The following is an 18,988-nucleotide window of genomic DNA, read 5'->3' as shown; positions in this document are numbered from 1 at the left end:
AATACCCTATCTCGTGGCTCGAAACGAGTATCTCGTATTTTGGGGTTAAGGTATTTAGATTATTACTGAGGAAATCGTATGGAACCATTTACTACTCTCACAGGAATTGTCGCTCCGTTGGATCGCGTGAATGTGGATACTGACCAAATTATTCCTAAGCAATATCTCAAGACCATCCAACGAACAGGGTTAAAAGAGGGGTTGTTTGCAGATTGGAAAATTCGACCCGATGGTTCCCCTGATCCAGGATTTTTTATGAATCAACCTCGCTTCCAGCATGCGACGATTCTGTTGACTCGTGATAACTTTGGATGCGGTTCGTCCCGGGAACATGCGCCTTGGGCTTTATTGGATTATGGTATCCGATCGATTGTGGCACCAAGTTTTGCCGATATCTTTTATAACAACTGTTTTCAAAATGGAATTTTACCCGTGGTTCTCAAGGCAGAAGAAATCCAGCAATTGTTTGATGTCGTTGCCCAGGAAGAGTCCGTGCAGGTGACGATTGATCTGCCCAATCAAACGGTGGCCCTGTCTCTTAGCAAAACCTTTGCCTTTACCATTGATCCCTTTCGAAAGAATAGTCTGATGAAAGGACTCGATGCCATTGGTTTAACCCTCCAACGTGAATCTGCGATTACGGCCTACGAACAGCGAAGAGCATCCGAAGCGCCCTGGTTGTTTCAAGATCTATTGCCCTCTTCATAACTTCTTCAGTTGTTGGGATGGTGTGCCTGCATCTCAACATCCAAAGACCGAATCGGGTTTGTGCGACCCGGATTCCCCTTTTGCCATTTGGGTGAGTCAGGTATAGTAGAAATTCACCCTCCCTACTTACCCGGATATATCATGGAAGATATCAGTGTTTTACGCGACATCGTCGTGATCTTTGCAGTCTCCATCGGAGTAGTATTTTTATTCCAAAAAGTCCACTTGCCTCCCATTGCAGGTTTTCTGGTCGCTGGGACCGTCGTCGGTCCGTATGGCCTGAACCTCATCTCCGATCGAGAGCAGGTGCAAGTCCTCGCCGAAGTTGGAGTCATCCTCCTATTATTTACCATTGGTTTGGAATTTTCTCTTGCCAAATTGAAATCTTCGCGATCGTTATTCCTCATTGCGGGTCCGGCTCAGGTTTTTGGCGTCCTGGTGTTGATCATGGGCGGGGGGTTGGTCTTTGGACTATCTGTGAAAGCCGCTATTTTTTGGGGCATGCTCCTTTCGCTTAGTAGTACGGCCATTGTTCTTCGTGCGCTGGCGGAACGGAAGGAGAACGATACCTTGCATGGACGTTCCACCATTGGGATTTTAATTTTTCAGGATTTGGCAGTGGTGCCCATGATGCTTATGACTCCTTTTTTAAGTGATATAAGTGATAAAGGAGCAGACGGCATGGGACAGATTTTATTGACGTTATTGGAATCACTCGTCTTGGTCGTTGGAGTGGTCATTGCGGCTCGAGTCCTCGTGCCTCGATTTCTCGAACATATTGTTCGGACCCGAAGTCGAGAATTATTTCTTCTGACGGTCATTGTGTTGGGACTGGGTACCGCATGGTTGACTTCGTTGGTGGGACTCTCCTTAGCGTTGGGTGCGTTTATCGCGGGCCTGTTGATCTCAGAATCGGAGTATAGCCATCAAGCGTTAGCCGAAGTGCTTCCCTTTCGCGATAGCTTTAACAGCCTGTTTTTCGTATCCATTGGAATGTTGATGGACCCTCGTGTTCTGCTGGATCATCCGTTACTTATTGTGACCATGGTGGCCACTGTCTTCATTGGGAAATTTGTGACAGGGGCTGGGGCAGCCCTCGCCGCGGGCGTGCCAGTGCGTTCAGCTGTGTTGGCAGGGGTGGCATTGGCTCAGGTTGGGGAGTTCGCGTTTATTTTGGCGCAAGAGGGTCTAAAAGTTGGCATTTTGTATCGCGATACCTACAACGTGTTTTTGGCTGTCTCTGTGCTCACGATGATCATTACTCCTATTGTCATTCAATGGTCTCCAAAAATTGCCCGTCGAGCCGAGGCCCTTCAACGACTCCATCAATGGTTTCCCGGCCGAACGAGCTTTCGCACGGACCTATCGCAACTGAAACTCAAAGAGCATGTAGTAATTGTTGGATACGGATTAAATGGCAGGAATCTTTCCAAAGTTCTGAGCGAGTTTCAAATTCCCTATGTGGTCCTAGAGATTCGTGGAGAAGTCATCCAGATGGAATTAGGTGCAGGCGTGCCGTTTCAGTATGGGGATGCTACAAATCCCACGGTGCTTCGTCATGTGCAAATCGAACAGGCCAAGGTGTTTGTGGTTGCGACGTCCGATCCCTTTGGCGCAAGGCGGATGGTACAGTTGGCGCGGGAACTGAATCCTTCACTGCATATCGTGGTGCGCACCAGGTATTTAAAAGAATTGGAAGAGCTTCAAAAGCTGGGAGCCAATGAAATAATTCCCGAAGAATTCGAAACCTCGATAGAGATTTCCTCTCTGGTGTTGCAATCTTTTAATTTGCCATCGCAGACTATCAGGGAAAAGGCCGAACAAATTCGTCGGGAAGGGTATGCACTTCTGCGACGTGGGGAATTGCCGGAATTGGCCCATCATTTAGGAACAGGGACGTTAGGTGACGTCGAAGTCGAAACCTGCCGGATCGATGACAATTCTCCGGCCCTTGGAAAATCTTTGGAAGAGTTGTCGATTCACCAACGAACGGGAGTTTCTGTGGTCGCCCTCTTGAGAGCGGGTGTCACTCAGTCAAATCCCAGCAATAAATCTGTGCTAGAGGTTGGGGACGTTTTGGCCCTTTTGGGGCCGGCAGAAAACATTCGTCGCGCGATCAGTTTGTTGGTTGACCCCAAACACGAATAATTTCCTCAGGATGCAACATCGTTGTATTCCTTCATCATCATCCCCTCTAAAAATCAACGAAATCAATTATAAGATTGAGAGAGTTTCTCTATTTTAAGAGGCCGCTGTAGAGCCCAAACTTTGTGCGTTGTGGGAGGGAATATCAAAATAGAACAAATTATAACAAAACCAAAAATAATCACTTCAGACCAGGCAAGACTGAACCGAACTAGTAAAAAGGAGCGTAGGTAGGTTTTCAGGGAACGGACCTGCCTCTTCGGGGTGAGGGTTTTCATCTCAGGTCGATTTTTTGAAATGATCTAGAATTATGAATCGATAAATTTTTGGGCAACGTGGCTACTATTCTTATTATAGATGACGATTCCCAAATTCGGGTGATGCTGCGCGATGCCTTGGAATCGCAAGGCCATACCATTTTCGATTCAGCCAACGGCACCGAAGGTCTCGAGAAGTATCGAGCCTATCCAACGGATTTGATTATTTGTGATTTAATGCTTCCGGAAAAAAGTGGTCTTACGATGATCCGGGAACTGGTTGAAGATTTTCCAACTCTTAACTTTATCATCATGTCAGGATTGACGGGCTTTGGGGAGGCGACTTCCCTGGAATTCACCAAGAAGTTTGGAGCACATAGGACGCTGCCAAAACCTTTTGAACTCGCGGAAATGATGATGGCGGTGCGAGGGGCTTTAGGTCAAACTGAATGCATTCCGGTATCTTGTTCTTGAAACCTGTCTTTTGTTCACGCAGGGGATTTTTAAATTGAGTTGATTGAATACGAGGGTAGAAACAATGAGCACGAGTAATACCCCAAGTGATGGAGAAACAGAAGCCACCTCAAGACGAAGCGTTTTAGTCGCAGAGGACGATAAGATTTCAAGAAGAACAGTCGTATCGGCGTTGAGCCGAGGTGGAAATCATGTGGTGGAAGCGGAAGATGGCGCGCAAGCCTGGAAGGTGCTTCAAGGCTCTGATTCTCCGCAGCTGGCGATATTGGATTGGATGATGCCAGAATTGGATGGGTTGCAATTATGTCGTGAGGTAAAGAAGCTTGGCGATGGGAGGGCTCGATATGTAATTCTTGTGACGTCAAAAGCCGAACGTCAGGATGTGGTCAAGGGCCTGGAGGCCGGGGCAGACGATTATATTACGAAGCCATTTGATGCCGAAGAATTGCGAGCCCGGGTGCGGGTAGGATTTCGTGTACTTGATCTCCAGGAAAAGTTGGCCAATCGAGTGCATGAATTAGAGCAGGCCATCTGCCAAATCAAACAACTCCATGGACTTTTGCCAATTTGTTCGTATTGTAAAAAAATTCGTGATGATGGAAATTATTGGCAACAAGTCGAGGAGTATATCGGGCAACATTCAGAAGTAAAATTCAGCCATGGAATTTGTCCGGCATGCTACGAGAAGGAAATGGTTCCCCAGTTGGTGGCCTTGAAAAATGAAGGCCGAGGTTGAGTTCGGTAGGTCTGATCCCCTCTTCAAAGTTTCTCGCCCCATTACAAAAAAAGGTTAATAAAATCTGTAAACCCCTAGCATTCCTATTTTAAGATTCAGGAGTAGTTGGGGATGCGGGTGCTTGTGGCGGCGGGGTAATATTGTTAATTGCCCAGCTTGTCCAAAGATGAACAATGGGGGTGGTATCTTGTTTGGCTGCCTTCTCTAACGAGGGAATGTTCTCTTGGCTGCCAAGTTTGCCAAGCCGATAAGCAGCTTCTGTTCGAACGCCTACATTGTCATCCCGTAGCAAGATCTTTTCAAACGTGGGCAATGCCCTTCGATCTCCCATTTCACCTAAGGCTGCAATGGTACCCTGTCTTACCTTGGGGTCTGGGTCTGTCAATGAGGAAAGGAGGGCAGAATAGGCAGATTTTTCTTCAAGATTCATGAAGGCATCGACAACCGCACGTCGGCTTTCGATGGCTCCTACGGCCAATCCTTCGAGAAGCAACGGAATGGTCGGCTCTCGTGGACCAATATTTCCTAAGGCTTTGGCGGCGCGATGTTTTACTGCCGTGTTTGGGTCTCCCAGGGCAGACACCAAAGCGAAGGCAGCGTCGGTGTTGACGTTTTCTCCGATTTGACCCAATGACCAGGCACTATATTCTCGGACCAATGGATCAGAATCAGAAAGGGCCTGAACCAGGCCTTCGGTTCCGGCGGAATGGCCAATTTTCCCAAGTGAAAGGGCAGCCGTTCGTCGGACATCGGGAGATGGATCTTTGAGTAACTCCAGGAGGGTGGCGGTGAGTGTCAAAGGGTCGTGGTGCGTGGATTCTCCTTGGCAACCGACGCTACCTACCAACAATAGCAGCGACAAGACAAAACTTGGAGAAAATGTTTGAACTGGCCTTGTCATCAATGGGTTTAGGTAGAGGAAGGAGGAGGTTCTTTAGGTAAGGGTGGCTGTTTGGCCACTTCAATGGTTTGCTCGACTTCTTTTTGTGCCGCATCGAGCTCGGCTTGAATGGTGCGCATCTCTGGATCAATAGAATTCCGGACATCTGCGGTGGCCTCACGGAAGGTGCGAAGTGCACTGCCCAGTCCCTCACCCAAACTTTGTAAGTCTTCTGGTGATCCCGTAGCGGCTTTTGCTTTGGCGGCCTTGGCTTGCAGCGCAGCCCGCTGAGCCTGGACGCGGGCCACGGCTTCTTTGTTCACCACCGCGGCAGGACGTTTGCCCGTTGGGGTTGGTGCCGCAGCAGTAGGAACAGGAGGATACTGGGCCATGGGGCGAGGGACAGAGCTGGAGGCTCGCTGTTCCATGGTCACAGGGGAATGTTGTTCCACATAGGGAGTGGCCCCCTCCGCTGCAATGGCTGGTTGAGGGGAGGCGGGCTGAACGGGTTCCGGCCCGACGCCACTATAAACCGTCGCCGCTAAAGTTCCCGGAGTGCGTTCGGGACCAGGTTTATAGGGTTGTTGGGTTGCGGATTGAGTTGCAGGTGGCGCGGCGTCAGCTTCAGGTGTTCCCGAATTGGACATGGGCCCAGGTTGTTCTGGCGCGACGTTATCAGCGGTGGGCATGGGCTGTTGTTCTTCAGGGGAGGGTGGGATTTCATTGACTTCCTTTTTAAAGCCCTTCAGGGCTTTTCCGACACCTTCTCCAATTTGTGGCAGACGCCCTGCACCAAAGATAATTAACACTATTACCAGAATAATTATCAGTTCAGAGAACCCCATTGTTCCAAACATATAACGCTACCTCACCCTGACTAGTGCATTAGGTCATTTTTTGTAGGTCTAATACTCAATGGTAATGACCTAGAACTTGTGGTGTCAACCTAATTGCGGTTTAAGAACTCCAAGGCTTGGGTATGTTCGATGCCCCATTATGGCCCTGTCGAGCTACTATGGTAGTAGTCGAACTTCAGCGAAATAGGCCTGGGGAACGAATGAAAGGTCACTGCCGGATATCTAAGTGCAGGTTTTTTCAATAGCGCCATGTTACAATTCGCGCATGTCAGAGTTATCCTTTCCAAAAATTCCCCAATACCGAATGACTTTGTTTTACGGGCCAGAACAGCACGAATCCGATTCAGAAGTGATGTATTGTGTGTTTAATGTCAAAAAACGAAGTTGGAAGGGAGGCGTACAAGTGGCCGTGGAATTGAGCCGTCGTCAAGTGTCAGATATCCGCGAATGCTTCCAAGTCGATGCGTGGCTGCAAGCCTCTCTGGCTCATCTTCTACCACCGGAACGGAAGGATTATTTCGAACGTGGACAAGATATCGTCATCCAACAGCTTTGCCTGTTAAAACTCCAATTGGCGATCGAGGTAGGAATTCGCCAAGAAAATAGCCGCATTGCTCATGACGACTTGGTGTCTGAGTTGGTGGAAATGCTCAAGAAGGTGGAATCGACGATGAAGGAAGAAGTGTTGCAAGAATTGGATATCGAGCTTCCAGCCTAAAGCGCCTCATCTCATTTGCAAGATTCGGAAAGATCGGTTAAATAAATTGGAAGGGTTTTCCCTTCTCTTCGAATTGAATTCAGAAAAATTTCTGTCATTCCATAGTGCAAGGAGGAATTACCAATGAATGGCCCAAAGTACATCCGTGGAGGTTCGTCCCCCTCAATCCGACACTCATGTTCGAAAAATGTGTGCGTGGTACTCATGAGTCTATGTCTTGTGGTGGGTAGTTTCTCGCCTGCGTTGGCCGATGATGGCTCTGATCAGGTGGAACAAGCCGGGCTTGGAGTTGCCAGCGCGTTGCTCACGCTTCCCTATGGTCCAGCCAAAATTATTTATGCGGGACTGGGTGGAATTATTGGTGGTGCGACCTGGGTACTGACCGGAGGAAATACCGAAGCGGCGCAAACAGTATGGGAGCCAAGTTTTTACGGCGATTATGTCATTACACCAGATCATTTGACTGGGAAAAGACCATTACGATTTTTTGGTGTAAGTCCGTACCAAGAAGATGTGTATTCCAGATAAGGATATAGAGTGCATTCGTAGTCGCCCGCACGAGCGCTGTTGTTTAAGGGAAGGCAATCATGAAGCCTATCATCGGCGTCACCCCTGATTTCAATGCTGGCGATCGCCAGGATATGGGCGGAAAAGAGCCCACCTATTTCCTACGTGCACGGTACACGAAGGCCATTGAAGATGCCGGGGGCATTCCATTCATTCTTCCTCTAATGCCCGATCGGGCGTCCTGGCGGAGAATCGTGTCGCACGTGGACGGGTTGCTGATCACGGGAAGTGGATCAGACCTTGCGCCGGAAACTTATGGTGAAAAGCAGCGTTATAAGTTCAACCGGATGAGTGCCCAACGTGCAACATTGGAGATCGGCGTTTCAAAGCTTGCCTATCAGGGCGATGTGCCTACACTAGGGATTTGTGGAGGGATGCAGTCGATCAATGTGGCCTTGGGAGGAACCCTGTTCCAAGATATTAATTCGCAATTGAAGACTTCGATTCCCCACCAACCATCCTTTTCTGCCACCAAACCTGCTCATCGCGTTAAGATCCAACCCCGGTCTTTGCTACATCAGATTGCGGGAAAGTCCACCATTCAAGTGAATAGTTCGCACCATCAATCGGTGAAAGACGTTCCCTCGTGTCTTGTGACGACGGCCGTGTCTTCGGATGGTGTGATTGAAGCCATTGAGGCACCTGACAAACGCTTTCTGGTGGGTGTGCAATGGCATCCCGAATTTCTGTACGAACGCTATCCTATCCAAAAAAAGCTATTCCAGGCACTTATCAAAGCTGCCAAAAACTTTTCCCGGCGCAAGTAAGAATACCCTTCCCTCTTCTCCGGTACCTACAGATTGTTTGAAATCTTTTATGATCCAGGAAATGTTTAGCTTGTGGGGTTTTCTTGGGACGGATCTGTTGTTGATGTGACCGTTTCGGGTGATGGGGAAGTGGGCGGTGTTTCTGCCGTAGCCGCTACAGGACTGGGTTTCGGCGCCGGGCCAGGACTTTGAGGCACGGCACCAGGAGCGTCGGCCTTCGCAGATTCTGGTGCTGCGGGTTTTGGCGGAGCCGCAGGTTTTGGTGGTGGTTTGGGTTTTTCTGGCTTGATCCCGCCTTCCCAATGAGGACCGGAATACATGTCCTCCGTCAGGTCGCTCTCTTTCCATTTGAGGTCAAAATCCGCTGCGGCCTTATTCACGGTTTCCCCAACCCCTACAAACTTATTCCAGGGATAGATGGTTGGCGAAATCCGACAGGAGTCTCCCTCCTGTCGCAAGTACAGCGCGATCGGATTGCCGCGGTAGGGCCCGAGATAAATATGAATCGTGCCAACAAATTCAGGAAGTGTGCTCATGGACGCCTCGGGGAGGGATAGTGCCATACACGGTTTCCTGTAAGCAAGACCGGAATTGTAATGGGTGGGAGTATCTAGGGGTGCGTATTCAATACCTTGTGCCTCGGTTTCATTTTCTCACGAGATTCGGGCGACAAGTTACGAGCGACTCCAATTTTATGCATTCCCCGGGGGGCTGTTGGTTTCGACCTGCGCCTCACCACCTCGACGATCCTCCCCATACTTGAATTCCTTCATGGCATTAATTTTGAGTGAGTGCCCGCAGCAAATAATTTCCTGAAATCCCGCTCCACCATCCATAATCATCACGCGAAGTCCGCAAGAGTCGGGGTGGAGTTTTTTTTCATCTAAGAGTACTGCCGGAGGTAGTTTCCCACGCTTTCGGCCACGACCGCGGGTAAAGGTTGGGGTGATGTCCTTTTCGGTCAACTCATGGCCGCAACAGATGACTTTTTCAAATCCTTCTCCTCCGGACATGACCTTGATCATCAATCCGCAACTATCCGGATAGTGTTGATGCTCATCGATGATATCTCCTTTTTTTAACCCCATGATTTCCTCCGGAAAAATGCGACATATCAGGAAAATGGACTATGTGATGCAAAGCCTCTAGCTAAACAAATTGGGCATAGGAAAGTCCAGCCTTAAAGGGCAGGAAACGTAAGTTGGAAGAAATCAACATGCAAATCTCGAATTTTGAAACATATGCAAAATTCGGATTTCAAAATTCGATTTTTGGATTCATTCCCGGGTGTTCTCCCTGAGAGTGAGGAACCCGAACGTTTTTGAAAATAGCTAAATTGGGAGGGAGGGGATTATACCCGTGCAGCGACTCGTTGGATTTTTTCCAGAAAGGATTTGTGCTCGGGAATTCCCACGGTGTGAGTGATGAGTGTGGGGTCAACGGGTTGAAATGTAGAAAGACGCGTATGTTTCAGGGCAGTAATTCGATCCACGCTGGCCTTCAGGTGGTCCATGGAAAGCTCTCCACGATCCAGCGCCTGTTCGATGGCTTGGATGGCCTCAGTCTGTCGAGACTGCTGATGACAAATGAGCACGATATCCGCGCCGGCTTGAAGTGAGCGGACTGAGGCTTCGCCGATTGACCCATGATCAAGGATGGCCCGCATTTCCATGTCATCGGTCAGGGTGATGCCCTGGAAGCCCAACTCGTTCCGAAGTAAATCCGTGAGGATCGTACGAGACAGGGTTGCTGGCGCTTCCGCATCTAGAGCCGGGTAGTAGACATGGGCGGTCATGAGCGTGGGGAGACCCTGTTGGATGGCCTGGCGAAAGGGTTCAAACTCGATGGCGGTGAGTCGAGCTCGATCAGCCGTAACCACGGGCAAGACTTTGTGCGAGTCGGTGGTGGTATCCCCATGCCCGGGAAAATGTTTGCCGCAGGGAATCACCCCATGGTCTTGAAGCCCCTGCATGGTGGCGATGCCAAAGGTGCAGACCTGTTCGGGACAATCTCCATAGGCGCGATTCCCAATAATGGGATTCGCGGGATTGCTGTTCACGTCGAGCACGGGAGCCATATTCATGTTGATCCCGACAGCCCGTAATTCTTTCGCTGTAATCTCAGCGACGCCATACGCCACATCCGGAGATTGACACGCGGCGACGGACGCCGCAGACGGGAAAATCGTAAACCCTTGAGGCAAGCGCGAGACACGGCCGCCTTCTTGATCAATGGCAATCAATAACGGAGGGTTGGGTGCATGTTCTTGAAGAGAATTGGTAAGTCGCGCAACCTGCTCGGCATCGACCAAGTTGCGCGAAAATAGAATAACCCCACCGGGGCGATACTCCTGAAGCCACTCGATAAATTCGGGAGAAAGTTCCGTGCCTTGGAACCCCACCATCAAAAGTTGGCCGATGGTATCGCGAACGGTCATGAGGAATAGTCCTTCATCCTAAATCCAGCATTGTCATTCCCGACATCTTTAATCGGGAATCCAGGTGTGTTGTTTTCCCTTTCCGGATGGATCCCCGATAACACATGTCGGGGATGACCATGGAGGCACAACGGCTGTGTTTGGTCATGAATGTCCGGCACGATTGATCAAAAATTGCACCAAGAGACGTGTGCCAATGGCCGTCGGGCCCTTGCAGACATAGGGGCGCTCGGAGACACTCCAGTCGGTGCTTGCAATGTCGAGATGCACCCAGGGGTAATCACCGACAAACTTACTTAAGAACATTCCTGCGGTGATCATGCCTCCCCCGCGGCCACCGATATTCCGCATGTCAGCCACATCGCTTTTGAGTTGCTCGAAATATTCATCCCATAGCGGCATTTCCCACACACGTTCGCCTGCCTGCTCGCCGGCTTTTTTGAGTTCGGCTTTCAATCGGTCATCGTTCCCTAACATGCCAATGGCAAACTGACCCAAGGCGACGACACAAGCCCCGGTAAGGGTGGCCACATCGACTACGCATTTGGGTTTGAGCCGGGTGGCATAAGACAGACCATCAGCTAAAATGAGGCGACCCTCCGCATCGGTATTTTGAACCTCAACGGTTTTGCCATTGAGCATATTCAGAATATCACCAGGTTTGGTCGCTCGTCCCCCTGGCATATTTTCGACTGTGGGAAGAATTCCCACCAGGTTGATCGGTAACTTGAGGCGTGCCGCCGCCCTCACAGCACCCAAGACTTCGGCGCCTCCAGTCATGTCGGCTTTCATTTGCTCCATGTTTTCCGAAGGCTTCAAAGAAATTCCACCGGAATCGAAGGTGACAGTTTTACCCACGAGGACGATAGGTGCGTCATTTTTCTTGCCGCCGGAATATTCCAAGATAATGAATTTCGGGGGTTCCTGGCTTCCTTGCGAGACGCCGATCATACCGCCCATGCCTAATTTTTCCTGGTCCTTGCGTTCGAGGACTGTGAGCTTCACTTTGCCCTCTTTGGTAATTTTCTTCGCCTCTTGTGCCACGCGGGTTGGTGTCATGACATTGGCTGGGTGGTTGCTGAGATCTCGTGCCAACGAGGTGGCCTGAGCACTGGCTTCTCCACGCTTAGCACCGGTTTTCATGGCACTGAGTTGATTGGCCGTATGGGCAAGCAGCGTGATCGACCGAACCTCTTTGGCCCCATTTCCGTTGTCGGAGCGATATTGGTTGAATTGGTATCCTCCCAGAATGGCCCCTTCGACCATGGCCTGAGCAAGATCCGATGGAGACACATGTAAAGCTTCCGTTCCTAATAACGGGGCTGAAAAGGTTTGGGCCCCTGTTTTTTTCACCTGTTTACAGGCGGTGCCCATGGCTTGTCGCACACGATCCAGAGTCACCTCTTTTTTCTTCCCTAATCCCATGAACAGAATGCGCTTAGCCGGAAGGGCTTTTCGCGTGTGAATTAACACGGCCTGTTGGTTTTTGCCTGTGAATTCTCCACTTTTTCGTAGCTCTTGGAGTTGGCCGCCGAGAGCTTTATCCAAACTCTGATAGTCTTTGGGGAGGGTTTTCTCGTCTTCAAAGCCACCTAAGACCAAAACCTCCGTGGCTTCTTTATTAATATCACCTTGCTTGACCTGACAATTCATAGAATCTCCTGTTTCTATTGATGGTAATTGAACTGAGAAGGGACCCCCTACACGCCGCGCGTTTCGGGGTTCCAAATAAATTTATGCAATTGCACTTGAAATCGGACGGGCAACCGGTCTTGAAGAATCCACTCTGCCATGGGACGCAATTCTTGTCCACCAAACACCGGGCTAAATAATACGGGACAGCGGTCAGCCAGGTGATGCCGGTGGACCACGTCCACAGCCCAATCGTAATCCCGACGGTCGCTTATGACAAATTTAATCTGATCTTTTTGAGTGATGTGCTGGAGATTATCCCAGCGCGTTCGGTCCTCCATATCACTGCCAGGACATTTAATGTCCAAAATTATCTTTGCCCGGGGATCGACCGTGGAAATGTCCATGGCTCCACTCGTTTCGATGAGCACTTCGAGTCCTTCATCGCATAACCCGGCAATCAGAGGAAATGCGGCAGCTTGAGAAAGTGGTTCTCCGCCAGTGACTTCAACGAGCCGACATCCATAGCTTTTCACCTGATCGAGTACGGTCGCCAAGCTCATGTCGGTGCCGCCATGAAAGGCATAGGCCGTATCGCACCAGGTGCATCGAAGAGGGCATCCGGTCAACCGAACAAACACGCAGGGTTCCCCGGCAAAGGTCGACTCACCTTGAATGCTATGAAAAATTTCTGTGATCCGGAGTGTGGAATCTGGAGAGGAAGAAGATTGTAGTGGAAGTGACTTCGGGCTGTTCATCGGCATGCAGGTGATTAAATGTCCTGCTATGCCCAGAGCGCAATGGGCCACCGGTGTCGTCGAGCAATGCGTGCCATTCCGCGAATGGGATTGACGACCAAGGGATGCCCCACGGATTCCAGCGCCTGGATATCCCCAGGGCTATCACCATAGGCATAGCTTTGAGCCAAATCTACGCCATGGGTTTCTGAAAAAGTTTGGAGCAGACGGCGCTTGCCTTCTCCATAAGGATAGGGGGAATGCACCCGACCGGTATAGCCATCTTGGTTGGTTTCCAACTTGGCCGCCAGGACATTCGGGACATCCAAGAAATGCGCCAGGGGTTTCACCAGAAATTCTGGAGTGCCGCTAATGAGGGCGACGTGATGACCGGCGAGTTTATGTTGGGCCAGGGCCGTGGTGCCTTTGAGGGATAACCGGGGACAGATCTCCGATCGCACAAACCATTTGGCCAGTGGCTCAATCCCCTCCGGGCGTTTGTCCAGTAAATAAATTTTTCGTTCGCGAAGAGGGGAAAGGGAAAACTCAAGGATATTAAACAACAAGTAGAGCGCACTATCGACGAGCACTCGTTTGGATAAAAAACCGCTTTTCCACAAATACCGCACAAAGCGAATTTCAATGGATTGTCCGGGAATCAAGGTATTATCAACATCAAAAAACGCACCAATGGCGCTAGGCGGCGAAGGTGGGGAGGAAGAAGGCTGAATGGAGTCGGACATGAAGATTGAGATTCTCTGATGAGAAAAGTTTTAATGAGAAGATTGTACCGGAGCACCACTTGATTGACAACCGTTTTCACCCCTACCTATAATCCCCCACCTTGCCGAAGTGGCGGAATGGCAGACGCGCACGTTTGAGGGGCGTGTGGGGAAACCCGTCCGGGTTCAAGTCCCGGCTTCGGCACCAATTTCCATTTCTCTTCCCAATAATCGCCCCACCCATGTGTTTGCCAGGGTTTCTGTCAAAACTGACAATCTGTACAATCTTTTCATAATGCCCAAGCATTTCCTCTGCTTTTGAATTTGATATAGTAGGGTGTTTCCACCCTGAATACCTAGGAAGGCGGGAATGGATATTGATGCGATCAAACAACGAATCATGGAAGGAAACTACGAATTCAGTATTCACGCTCAACAGGAAAGGCTAGAGGACGATCTTGATATCACTGAGATCGAAACGGCTATTATGGGCGGGGAAGTCATAGAAAATTACCCCGACGATCCAAGAGGGGAAAGTTGTCTGGTTTTAGGATATGTGGGGCCCATACCTGTTCATCTGGTCATGGGCTGGGCATATGGTCAATCCAATGGCGAAAAAACCCTGAGAATCATCACGGTGTATATTCCCCAGGCACCAAAGTGGGAAGACCCCAGGCGAAGAGGAGGAAAAACATCATGAATATCTATGGAGACTGTTCCTTTTGTGGAGGAGAGGTAGAAGAAAAAAGTATTGAATACGATTATCGTCGTCAATCACATTTGTTGATTGTCAGTAATGTCCCAGCCGGCGTTTGCCGGCAATGCGGAGAAAAATATTTTAAGCCAGGCATTCTTAAAAAAATGGATCAGGTGTATCACGATATCTTTGACCGTCACCAAATCCCTGAACGAGTAGTGGAAATTCCAGCCGTATCTTTTCAGGCATAAAACTTGGGATCTGAAAGTCCAAATGGCAGACGCGCACGTTTGAGGGGCGTGTGGGGAAACCCGTCCGGGTTCAAGTCCCGGCTTCGGCACAAGTTTTTTTGGATAACCGTTGTTAAAGCCTTCCCACCCGAAATAAACCTTCCCTTTAATTCGATACGGGGATTAGCTCGACAAACAGTATCCTTTCCACAATAAAATCCTTTTTTTGATCCGACAATTAAAGTATACTTGGGTTCATATTTCTCTATCAACTGGAACCGATACTTTGAAGACTACAATTTTAATTTTCATTTTTTCTATGACCGTATCAGGTTGCATGAGTGCTGGTGACCACCGTTCGGCAGTTCAAAATGATTCCGGCGACCGTGTAACAGTAGGGTCAGTTCAGAGGGAAATAAAGGTAGGAATGTCCTCTGCCCAAGTTGCTGAGGTTTTGGGTTCTCCGAATATCGTGACCACGGATGAGGAGCGGCGAGAAGTCTGGATATATGACAAATTTTCGTCAGACGTGGCGGTGTCGGAAAATAGCGGTTATGGAACCCTTATACTTCTTGGAATGTCGGGAAGCTCTGGAGCAAGGTCAACAACCCAAAGAACTCTTACTGTGATAATTAAATTTGATAAAGATAAGAAAGTTAGAGATTTTTCCTATCGGACGTCTCGTTTCTAGGCCGCTCAAAAATGTACTCCCGCATCTCCAATCTTTTTTTTGAAAAATTGTTAGCTAAAGGATATTTCTTATTTTTACTGGCTGTTATTCTCAGCGTGAATGGCTGTTTGCCACAAAATTATACACCAACTAAAACAAGCCTTGAACTTCAAGCATTTCAAACAAAAGAATTCGATACTTCGAAAGCAGTTGCGTTTGCTTCAACGTTATCAGTATTTCAAGACCTTGGCTACATTATAGAATCCGGTGACTTAGAATCAGGTTTAATAACTGGTAAGAGTCCCACTAATAGGGGATTTGTATTAGGCGGGGCCACCCAAGAATACCGAAAAGCTACCGGATTTGTGGAGACAATAAGAAAAAACATGACAAGAATTCGAATAAACTTTGTTGACAATATTATAGCCTCAAGTGGTTATGGGCAAACACAAAGAGTAGATACTCCAATTGAAGAGCCTAAATTATATCAAGAGGTTTTTGAGAAAATTGAGAAGGCCATTTTTGTAAGAAAAAATATTGATTAGGGGTATATTTTTAACCTTGAAATCTCGACTTTTCCCTACTACTTTGTCTAGGAAAACTTCTAAAGAAGTTATTGCCCCTTTAGTTCTTGGGCCATAACAAAAAATTACCGAAATTGTTTTTAGTGAAGTTTCAACTTCATCCCCCATAGGTATTTCCTTCTTCGCCAATATTTGCCCTTCCAAGCATCTCTTTTGATTGAAAATAAAGCCAGTGAGGATTTTATTTAATTGAAAGTGGCCTAATGATTTTTTTCAGTAACAGTGGGGTAGAAAAGAGGCAGGGGCCCAGATAGTTGCTTGGGACGCCAGTAGAGGGATAATTAAAACGGCGTTTTGCCTTGGCAGAGTTTGGCGAGGGCTTGTTTGACGTACGCGGAGGCTTTGCTGTCGGGTTAGAGGTTTTTGTGGATGGTGGCCCAGAATTCTTCGGTTTTGCGGTAGTGCTTCAGGGACCACAAGGCCAAGCCTTTGTCCCATTTCACGTCGGGTTGATTGGGCAGGTCGACTAATACGGTGTCAAAATGTTTGAGCGCGGCTTCAAAGATTTTAGGATCGTCAAACTTGCGTTCCTCGATCGTGATCATACTCAAGTTGTAATGCCCTTCATGCTTGCATGTATCGAGTTCTAAAACTTTGTTGTAGGCTTTGTTGTGATCTTCAAGGTGATAATAAACCATATGTGCTATAACCCTAAGAAAACAGATTTTAACACTCACTAAATTTTCTCAAGAATAAAAAAAAGAATCCCTACCATGAGAAATGCATTTCCATTAATTCTTGTTTTACTTTTTAGCTCTGGTTGTTCTGTTGCCATGGCTTTAAACGGAAAGCCCCAGCCAAATTTTGAGGCTTTTGAGGTTGGGTCAAAACGGCAAATGGTTGAACTTCAATTGGGGACACCCGTTTCATCTGAACCGCTTGAGGGAGGTAGGCACCGTGATGCCTATCAATTTGAAATGGGCAATTCTCCCAATGGGCATCGAGCCTTGTGGAATTTATATATGGATTTTGCCACCTTTGGGATTTGGGAAATTCCAGGCACGGTCATTGAAGGGGTGATGGGTGAGGAGGAACTCACCTACATTGTTTATGATCAGAATGATCGTGTGGTTTCGATTGAAGGGTACACTCCTCCCAAGCCGAGCCCCGCGTTGCAGGAAGCTATTGCTGCTCAAAAGGGTCTTTCCCGTCATCCTATTGAGCAAACAGAAAAAAGCTCCCAAGAATCTTCATCAGAAGCCCAAGAGTAATCGGGTATTTTTTGAGAATATACTGAAGCGTCTTTCTTCCAGGATGTTCTCTCTCGCCAACTAAAAAAACGCCTGAACAGAAAAAACTACGTCATTATCATCCCTCCGGTGGCGATATTCCAGCCGGGCAGTTAGGTTTTGAGAGATGGTCAGGCGTTGGCCAAAAAAGATTCTGGTGTCGTCAGACCGTTCGCCAATCGGGAAATGGAGATACGTCGCGGTGATGAGTACGCCCCAACGTGGGTGAGGGTTGGCGAGCATGCCGATGGTACTGCCTCCTCCAATGCGATGATTACGTTGAAATCCTGTGGAGACGTTTGCATCGATTTCGCCAAATCCAAAGAATGTTGGTGTTCCGATCCCTGACCATTGTACTGCGGCTCCTGCCCCGCCATTCAAATTTCCGCTACTGCAATAACGGCATGTACCATGACGAAGACTTTCGTGGCCAATTTTGATTTTCCATGAAGGTGCTCGAAATAGCCGGTCGATCGGGGAAAGGGAAAGAATGTCGAGCAGAGTAAACCGTTCGACGCGTAATTGATTGCGTCGTGCATAATGCCGCATATGGAGCCCGAAGATTTCAATCTGTGCCCCGGGGGTGTAGCCGGTTTCTGGATCAAGCAGATCATGGTACGCGCCTCGTATGGCGAGTTCTTCAAAGGTCTCATCTTCACGCCAACCCACACCAACGGAAACTCTTGAGGTGTCATGGCCACTTTCCGGCTGCAAGGTAAAGGGTTCAATAAAGGGAGGAAGGCTCGGTTGTTTCAGTTGGCTTCGAGCCAGCAATACTTCACGGGTCAATTCTCGGTAGAGGGACGCCTCGTCCGGAACGTCTACAGTCTTATATCGTAAATAGTCCGAGGCAAGATCGAGAATTTTTATTTTCGTAGAAATGGGTTGAGACTGAAAGGATCGTACCTGAATCTCCGCTGGGTTTTCGACAATTTGCAATAGCCATTGATTGTCATCCTGAGAAAACAGTTCACGCTGCCGAAGAATCTGGGTGCTACGAGATGGACGATAAATGATGTCTCCAACAAGTCCAGGTTGACTCGTGAGTAATCGAACCGTGTCTGCCGGAATCGTCCACCCGGAAAACTCTTCGGTCAGGCGTAATGCGGGATTGGCAATTTCCAGTAATGATAATAGATGGTAGGCGCAATTTTCTTTAAAAAAATAGTAGTCAAAGTAGGCATTGCCGAGTTCCCACGCATGGCGTAACAAGTTGGTGATTTGTTCCTCGGAAAGATTTAACTGGTACTCCCAAAGATCGCGATTTTCGAAATCACGGTATTCCTTGACCTTGAGGTAATACGGGATAGTGGAAAAATACCCCCGATACATGCCGGTGATACCTTTATAGGCAAAGGCAATTCCCGCATCAGGGGGGACATCGGCTGAGTAATTGATGGTATATGCGAGAATCCGAGTTTCAGGGGTTTGTCCCTCCTGATCGATCCGCAGAAAGGTATGACCAAACATGGACGAAGGGTTATTCATAAACGCCGAGGCGAAGATGAGCGTGACCGATTGCGCGTGGAATTCCGTGAACCATTGTTCAAATCGATCGCAAGAATGTATGGGGAACTGAGTCTCATCGAATTCCAATTGACGTTTAAGCCATTCATAACGAGCTACAAAGGCGCAACGAGCGGGTTGTTGGGATCGACCGACTAAGTCATCCCGAAAAAAGAATCGAAGAGTCGCTTCAAGCTCGGATTCCGGGTAAGACTTCCCATGCGGAGCCAAGAAAAATCCCGGATCATCAACTTCGCTTTCCACTTCTCCAGCCAGCGTTATTCGGTAATGCATCAAAAGATGCCAATAGCGATGTTCAGCCAGCCTGTCTTTCTTGGCTTGTTGAATTAAAGTATCGACATATGAGGTATGGAACGAATCTGAAGCGGAGGCATTTGTTTCCCAACTAAAAATTGGGAATACCAATGAAATAAA

General features: G+C 48.5%; 22 protein-coding genes and 1 tRNA gene. 13 read left to right on the top strand and 10 right to left on the bottom strand.

The genetic code is table 11. From position 1 onward, the window contains the following. The first annotated feature begins 78 nt into the window (after positions 1-78). The 4 genes from leuD (at position 79) to PPG34_RS09570 (ending at position 4,320) form a co-directional block, all read left to right on the top strand. Positions 79-708 carry a 3-isopropylmalate dehydratase small subunit gene (leuD, locus tag PPG34_RS09585; protein ID WP_313833038.1) on the top strand — a complete coding sequence of 210 codons (630 nt, stop codon included), beginning with the start codon at positions 79-81 and terminating at the stop codon, positions 706-708. Between the two features lie 141 nt (positions 709-849). Beyond that, positions 850-2,856 carry a monovalent cation:proton antiporter family protein gene (locus PPG34_RS09580; RefSeq protein ID WP_313833036.1) on the top strand — a complete coding sequence of 669 codons (2,007 nt, stop codon included), beginning with the start codon at positions 850-852 and terminating at the stop codon, positions 2,854-2,856. Between the two features lie 332 nt (positions 2,857-3,188). Continuing rightward, on the top strand, positions 3,189-3,584 hold the full coding sequence (locus PPG34_RS09575; protein ID WP_313833034.1) for a response regulator: 396 nt from the start codon (positions 3,189-3,191) through the stop codon (positions 3,582-3,584). A gap of 64 nt (positions 3,585-3,648) precedes the next feature. Continuing rightward, positions 3,649-4,320, top strand: coding sequence for a response regulator (locus tag PPG34_RS09570; protein WP_313833032.1), 672 nt, complete (start codon positions 3,649-3,651; stop codon positions 4,318-4,320). Positions 4,321-4,408: 88 nt separating this feature from the next. On the opposite strand, the gene PPG34_RS09565 is transcribed toward PPG34_RS09570, so the two are convergent. Continuing rightward, a complete protein-coding gene (locus PPG34_RS09565; RefSeq protein WP_313833031.1) occupies positions 4,409-5,221 on the bottom strand; it encodes a HEAT repeat domain-containing protein in 813 nt (270 codons plus the stop codon). 8 nt (positions 5,222-5,229) lie between these two features. Next, on the bottom strand, positions 5,230-6,057 hold the full coding sequence (gene tatA, locus PPG34_RS18365; RefSeq protein ID WP_420888067.1) for a twin-arginine translocase TatA/TatE family subunit: 828 nt from the start codon (positions 6,055-6,057) through the stop codon (positions 5,230-5,232). Between the two features lie 265 nt (positions 6,058-6,322). On the opposite strand from tatA, the gene PPG34_RS09555 reads away from it, so the two are divergent. The 3 genes from PPG34_RS09555 to PPG34_RS09545 all read left to right on the top strand — a co-directional run bounded on the left by PPG34_RS09555 (position 6,323) and on the right by PPG34_RS09545 (position 8,109). After that, positions 6,323-6,775, top strand: a complete 453-nt coding sequence (locus PPG34_RS09555) for a hypothetical protein (protein ID WP_313833030.1) — start codon at positions 6,323-6,325, stop codon at positions 6,773-6,775. Positions 6,776-6,979: 204 nt separating this feature from the next. Then, positions 6,980-7,303, top strand: a complete 324-nt coding sequence (locus tag PPG34_RS09550; RefSeq protein WP_313833029.1) for a hypothetical protein — start codon at positions 6,980-6,982, stop codon at positions 7,301-7,303. A gap of 59 nt (positions 7,304-7,362) precedes the next feature. Beyond that, positions 7,363-8,109 carry a gamma-glutamyl-gamma-aminobutyrate hydrolase family protein gene (locus tag PPG34_RS09545; protein ID WP_313833027.1) on the top strand — a complete coding sequence of 249 codons (747 nt, stop codon included), beginning with the start codon at positions 7,363-7,365 and terminating at the stop codon, positions 8,107-8,109. Positions 8,110-8,174: 65 nt separating this feature from the next. Here the strand turns inward: PPG34_RS09545 and PPG34_RS09540 are convergent, their stop codons facing one another. The 6 genes from PPG34_RS09540 to PPG34_RS09515 form a co-directional block, all read right to left on the bottom strand. Then, positions 8,175-8,672: a hypothetical protein gene (locus PPG34_RS09540; RefSeq protein WP_313833026.1), complete on the bottom strand. Its 498-nt coding sequence runs from the start codon at positions 8,670-8,672 to the stop codon at positions 8,175-8,177. 129 nt (positions 8,673-8,801) lie between these two features. Then, positions 8,802-9,197 carry a hypothetical protein gene (locus PPG34_RS09535; RefSeq protein ID WP_313833025.1) on the bottom strand — a complete coding sequence of 132 codons (396 nt, stop codon included), beginning with the start codon at positions 9,195-9,197 and terminating at the stop codon, positions 8,802-8,804. Between the two features lie 263 nt (positions 9,198-9,460). After that, complete coding sequence (gene nagZ, locus PPG34_RS09530) at positions 9,461-10,546, bottom strand: beta-N-acetylhexosaminidase (protein ID WP_313833024.1); 1,086 nt, start codon at positions 10,544-10,546, stop codon at positions 9,461-9,463. 144 nt (positions 10,547-10,690) lie between these two features. After that, on the bottom strand, positions 10,691-12,199 hold the full coding sequence (locus PPG34_RS09525; protein ID WP_313833023.1) for a leucyl aminopeptidase: 1,509 nt from the start codon (positions 12,197-12,199) through the stop codon (positions 10,691-10,693). Positions 12,200-12,246: 47 nt separating this feature from the next. Continuing rightward, on the bottom strand, positions 12,247-12,951 hold the full coding sequence (queE, locus tag PPG34_RS09520) for a 7-carboxy-7-deazaguanine synthase QueE (RefSeq protein ID WP_420888095.1): 705 nt from the start codon (positions 12,949-12,951) through the stop codon (positions 12,247-12,249). 11 nt (positions 12,952-12,962) lie between these two features. Next, the gene (locus PPG34_RS09515) at positions 12,963-13,658 is read right to left on the bottom strand and encodes an HAD family hydrolase (protein ID WP_313833021.1); all 696 of its coding nucleotides are present in this window, start codon (positions 13,656-13,658) and stop codon (positions 12,963-12,965) included. A gap of 103 nt (positions 13,659-13,761) precedes the next feature. Between PPG34_RS09515 and PPG34_RS09510 the strand changes: the two genes are divergently transcribed. The 5 genes from PPG34_RS09510 (at position 13,762) to PPG34_RS09490 (ending at position 15,779) form a co-directional block, all read left to right on the top strand. Continuing rightward, positions 13,762-13,845, top strand: a tRNA-Leu gene (locus tag PPG34_RS09510). A 162-nt stretch (positions 13,846-14,007) separates the two neighbouring features. Beyond that, positions 14,008-14,337: a DUF4258 domain-containing protein gene (locus tag PPG34_RS09505; RefSeq protein WP_313833019.1), complete on the top strand. Its 330-nt coding sequence runs from the start codon at positions 14,008-14,010 to the stop codon at positions 14,335-14,337. After that, a complete protein-coding gene (locus PPG34_RS09500; protein ID WP_313833018.1) occupies positions 14,334-14,585 on the top strand; it encodes a type II toxin-antitoxin system MqsA family antitoxin in 252 nt (83 codons plus the stop codon). The genes PPG34_RS09505 and PPG34_RS09500 overlap by 4 nt, the downstream gene beginning before the upstream one ends. 298 nt (positions 14,586-14,883) lie before the next feature. Beyond that, positions 14,884-15,255 (top strand): outer membrane protein assembly factor BamE domain-containing protein, encoded by a 372-nt coding sequence (bamE, locus tag PPG34_RS09495; RefSeq protein WP_313834279.1) that lies wholly within the window; start codon positions 14,884-14,886, stop codon positions 15,253-15,255. An 11-nt stretch (positions 15,256-15,266) separates the two neighbouring features. Then, complete coding sequence (locus tag PPG34_RS09490; protein ID WP_313833017.1) at positions 15,267-15,779, top strand: hypothetical protein; 513 nt, start codon at positions 15,267-15,269, stop codon at positions 15,777-15,779. Positions 15,780-16,171: 392 nt separating this feature from the next. On the opposite strand, the gene PPG34_RS09485 is transcribed toward PPG34_RS09490, so the two are convergent. After that, positions 16,172-16,456, bottom strand: coding sequence for a tetratricopeptide repeat protein (locus PPG34_RS09485; RefSeq protein WP_313833016.1), 285 nt, complete (start codon positions 16,454-16,456; stop codon positions 16,172-16,174). Between the two features lie 75 nt (positions 16,457-16,531). On the opposite strand from PPG34_RS09485, the gene PPG34_RS09480 reads away from it, so the two are divergent. Further along, positions 16,532-17,029 carry a hypothetical protein gene (locus PPG34_RS09480; RefSeq protein WP_313833015.1) on the top strand — a complete coding sequence of 166 codons (498 nt, stop codon included), beginning with the start codon at positions 16,532-16,534 and terminating at the stop codon, positions 17,027-17,029. Positions 17,030-17,089: 60 nt separating this feature from the next. Here PPG34_RS09480 and PPG34_RS09475 read toward each other — a convergent pair whose 3' ends face one another. Beyond that, positions 17,090-18,979: an Lnb N-terminal periplasmic domain-containing protein gene (locus tag PPG34_RS09475; protein WP_478219263.1), complete on the bottom strand. Its 1,890-nt coding sequence runs from the start codon at positions 18,977-18,979 to the stop codon at positions 17,090-17,092. Positions 18,980-18,988 lie beyond the last annotated feature (9 nt).

Source organism: Candidatus Nitronereus thalassa (assembly GCF_032191465.1).
GTDB classification, from domain to species: Bacteria; Nitrospirota; Nitrospiria; order Nitrospirales; family UBA8639; genus Nitronereus; species Nitronereus thalassa.
The sequence above is the reverse complement of the archived record's forward strand: the minus strand, read 5'-3'. Positions and strand labels throughout refer to the sequence as shown.

Excerpts from the sequence above, each read along its gene's own strand:
- PPG34_RS09535 (WP_313833025.1), bottom strand. The coding sequence starts at position 9,197 with ATGGGGTTAAAAAAAGGAGATATCATCGATGAGCATCAACACTATCCG.
- PPG34_RS09490 (WP_313833017.1), top strand. The coding sequence starts at position 15,267 with ATGTACTCCCGCATCTCCAATCTTTTTTTTGAAAAATTGTTAGCTAAA.
- PPG34_RS09480 (WP_313833015.1), top strand. The coding sequence starts at position 16,532 with ATGAGAAATGCATTTCCATTAATTCTTGTTTTACTTTTTAGCTCTGGT.
- nagZ (WP_313833024.1), bottom strand. The coding sequence starts at position 10,546 with ATGACCGTTCGCGATACCATCGGCCAACTTTTGATGGTGGGGTTCCAA.
- PPG34_RS09555 (WP_313833030.1), top strand. The coding sequence starts at position 6,323 with ATGTCAGAGTTATCCTTTCCAAAAATTCCCCAATACCGAATGACTTTG.
- tatA (WP_420888067.1), bottom strand. The coding sequence starts at position 6,057 with ATGTTTGGAACAATGGGGTTCTCTGAACTGATAATTATTCTGGTAATA.
- leuD (WP_313833038.1), top strand. The coding sequence starts at position 79 with ATGGAACCATTTACTACTCTCACAGGAATTGTCGCTCCGTTGGATCGC.
- PPG34_RS09545 (WP_313833027.1), top strand. The coding sequence starts at position 7,363 with ATGAAGCCTATCATCGGCGTCACCCCTGATTTCAATGCTGGCGATCGC.
- PPG34_RS09565 (WP_313833031.1), bottom strand. The coding sequence starts at position 5,221 with ATGACAAGGCCAGTTCAAACATTTTCTCCAAGTTTTGTCTTGTCGCTG.
- PPG34_RS09485 (WP_313833016.1), bottom strand. The coding sequence starts at position 16,456 with ATGGTTTATTATCACCTTGAAGATCACAACAAAGCCTACAACAAAGTT.
- bamE (WP_313834279.1), top strand. The coding sequence starts at position 14,884 with ATGACCGTATCAGGTTGCATGAGTGCTGGTGACCACCGTTCGGCAGTT.
- PPG34_RS09525 (WP_313833023.1), bottom strand. The coding sequence starts at position 12,199 with ATGAATTGTCAGGTCAAGCAAGGTGATATTAATAAAGAAGCCACGGAG.
- PPG34_RS09550 (WP_313833029.1), top strand. The coding sequence starts at position 6,980 with ATGAGTCTATGTCTTGTGGTGGGTAGTTTCTCGCCTGCGTTGGCCGAT.
- PPG34_RS09540 (WP_313833026.1), bottom strand. The coding sequence starts at position 8,672 with ATGGCACTATCCCTCCCCGAGGCGTCCATGAGCACACTTCCTGAATTT.
- PPG34_RS09505 (WP_313833019.1), top strand. The coding sequence starts at position 14,008 with ATGGATATTGATGCGATCAAACAACGAATCATGGAAGGAAACTACGAA.
- PPG34_RS09500 (WP_313833018.1), top strand. The coding sequence starts at position 14,334 with ATGAATATCTATGGAGACTGTTCCTTTTGTGGAGGAGAGGTAGAAGAA.
- PPG34_RS09515 (WP_313833021.1), bottom strand. The coding sequence starts at position 13,658 with ATGTCCGACTCCATTCAGCCTTCTTCCTCCCCACCTTCGCCGCCTAGC.
- PPG34_RS09580 (WP_313833036.1), top strand. The coding sequence starts at position 850 with ATGGAAGATATCAGTGTTTTACGCGACATCGTCGTGATCTTTGCAGTC.
- PPG34_RS09570 (WP_313833032.1), top strand. The coding sequence starts at position 3,649 with ATGAGCACGAGTAATACCCCAAGTGATGGAGAAACAGAAGCCACCTCA.